Below are 2,335 nucleotides of genomic sequence, written 5' to 3'. Positions count from 1 at the left end.
GTTTTCAAAGATCATCGCCGCTTATTGAAGCAGCTTTATTATAGTATCATTTCGCTTCATTCATGTCAACAACTTTTTTCATGTTGTTTTTGAAGCATTTTGTTGTCAGCTGTTCATCAGCGACGAATAATAATATACCATGCTTTCTCTCTATAAAGCAAGTATTTTTTTAAAAAATAGAAAGAGTTTAAACCAGTCATATCACATTGACTATAAAAAGATGGTCGGGAAGACAGGATTCGAACCTGCGACCCCATGGTCCCAAACCATGTGCTCTACCAAGCTGAGCTACTTCCCGAATTAAATAAAATTATGGCGCGCCCGAGAGGAGTCGAACCCCTAACCTTTTGATCCGTAGTCAAACGCTCTATCCAATTGAGCTACGGGCGCAAATATTTCATGTCATAAGAACAATAATTGGAGCGGAAGACGGGATTCGAACCCGCGACCCCCACCTTGGCAAGGTGGTGTTCTACCACTGAACTACTTCCGCAAGTGTATTAAAATAATCCATTAAAATAAAAACAACAGCTCCATTAAACGGATAACTGTCATGTCATCCAGTTAAGCTCCCAAGCTGCACTATCCACATATCCATCCTAACTATGGAAAAGCTCACCAAAAAAACTAATACAGTTCTTTATGACAAAAGTTATTATATCAGGGTTTCATTAAAAGTCAATACAGTTTATATAAATGGAAACGAATAATCCTGTTCGTCCACTTCTCCATCATGTTTTTTAATTATTTAGGGCCCCTTCAATAACCTGATTGTGCGCGGCAGTCCTTTCTGCCACGTTACGCAATTTTTTCTTTTAGCTTGTCCAGCAGACCTTTCACCGAGCTTGTGGACACAAACCGAGTTCCTCCATCAATGATCTATGAGTCAGGACCACTCCGTACTGATTAATAAAAGTTGATATCGTCCGCAAAACATGGTCTTGTCTTTTGGTAATACTAGGCATAGCTGCTGATCCCTCTTTTATAACAGGAAGGAGCTACAGCGAGAATATTGTCTATCCTGAATGTTTTTGTTTGCCTGCTTGAGAAACAAAACGCACGAACATACTGCTGTTTTAACTGATGAACGATGATTGCCCTCTTTGAAACAGTCCCATCATTTTTCATGTAAATCATGTCTAAAACTGATTTTTCATTTAATGAACGATTCAATAATGATTTCATTCTGTGTCCCCTCCATCTTTATTATCATTTCACAGGAACACTTGTTCTGTTTCAAGCAAAAAGAGAATGTTTGTTCCGGTAATATCTTCTCGCGAAATAATCTACCTTGTAACAAACTATGAGGTATTCCCTATCCGGCTTCACTTCGCTAACAGAACACTGGCACAATTAAAACAGCAATGGCGAGCGCTCGTATTGCAACCGGCAGGCCCGGCTTGAACACCGGGCCATCTTCTGACAGCAATAAGTCTTCTTGTACACTCTCTTCATAAGCAAAATTAAATCATTACTGAAGTAATAAAAAATGTAAAAAAGTAAATCGTAAGTGAAAAGGAGATGATTTCAGTTAAAAAAATATTTATTATCGTGATCTTAGGTTTTTCGTTAAGCTCTACCACAGTAGAAGCTGCTAAACAAACACAACACCAGAACACAAAAGTTCCCCAAGAACTATTTGATGGTTTTATGCAGGAACTTTTTTGTAAAGATATATTAGATGGTGTTCAGGAATTTTACAAAGATGATACAATGTCTGTTTCCATTCAAGATGGTGTTGAATTATCCGCAGATAAGGAAGAAAGGTTCATAATGAAGTTTATTGTGCTGCCTCATTCAAAGCTTCCAAAAGGGCAAGACTTTAGGAACCGATACTATAACTTTCAGAGTGGATGCATTCCGCTTGGGTACTGAATCTAACGACAGAAAATCAGCCATCACATTTCTAAAGCTAGATCATAACGATCCAACAAAATAAAGCAGGCTTTATCTTTATATAAAAGCCTGCTCCATTCTGGTCCTTATTCGCTGATTCAATATAATTTGCACCAAACATTAGAAAACAAGGGCCATTTAAAAAGGGGGGCCCCAATCAATTTTAGACAAAAAAAATAACAGTTCCATAACTCGCGGAAACTGCGTCAGATCAACGTATTTAGATAAGCTTCCAAGCGGGCTCGAACCGCTGACCTCTTCCTTACCATGGAAGTGCTCTACCTGCTGAGCTATGGAAGCAATGGCTCCGCAGGTAGGACTCGAACCTACGACCGATCGGTTAACAGCCGATAGCTCTACCACTGAGCTACTGCGGAATAATATAAGCTTCATAAACAAAAACACGGTAGAAAAAAAATAAAAGCTTGGCGGCGTCCTA

Annotated in this window: 2 protein-coding genes and 5 tRNA genes; 1 reads left to right on the top strand and 6 read right to left on the bottom strand. The window is 39.0% G+C overall.

Going from position 1 to position 2,335, the window contains the following annotated elements; genetic code table 11:
- Positions 1-221 precede the first annotated feature (221 nt).
- From AXI59_RS12590 to AXI59_RS12575, 4 genes are all read right to left on the bottom strand, one after another.
- Positions 222-298: transfer RNA gene (locus AXI59_RS12590), tRNA-Pro, on the bottom strand.
- A 15-nt stretch (positions 299-313) separates the two neighbouring features.
- Positions 314-390 (bottom strand) — tRNA-Arg (locus AXI59_RS12585).
- Between the two features lie 28 nt (positions 391-418).
- Positions 419-493 (bottom strand) — tRNA-Gly (locus AXI59_RS12580).
- 464 nt (positions 494-957) lie between these two features.
- On the bottom strand, positions 958-1,185 hold the full coding sequence (locus tag AXI59_RS12575) for a WYL domain-containing protein (RefSeq protein WP_061522766.1): 228 nt from the start codon (positions 1,183-1,185) through the stop codon (positions 958-960).
- A 336-nt stretch (positions 1,186-1,521) separates the two neighbouring features.
- Here AXI59_RS12575 and AXI59_RS12570 point away from each other — a divergent pair, with 336 nt between their 5' ends.
- Entirely contained in the window at positions 1,522-1,875 is a 354-nt protein-coding gene (locus tag AXI59_RS12570; RefSeq protein ID WP_240491521.1) for a hypothetical protein, read from the top strand.
- A gap of 248 nt (positions 1,876-2,123) precedes the next feature.
- Here the strand turns inward: AXI59_RS12570 and AXI59_RS12565 are convergent.
- A tRNA-Thr gene (locus tag AXI59_RS12565) sits at positions 2,124-2,196 on the bottom strand.
- A gap of 2 nt (positions 2,197-2,198) precedes the next feature.
- Positions 2,199-2,273: transfer RNA gene (locus AXI59_RS12560), tRNA-Asn, on the bottom strand.
- Between the last annotated feature and the right edge of the window lie 62 nt (positions 2,274-2,335).

Source organism: Bacillus nakamurai, from assembly GCF_001584325.1.
GTDB lineage: Bacteria > Bacillota > Bacilli > Bacillales > Bacillaceae > Bacillus > Bacillus nakamurai.
This window is presented reverse-complemented; position numbering and strand designations above follow the sequence as displayed.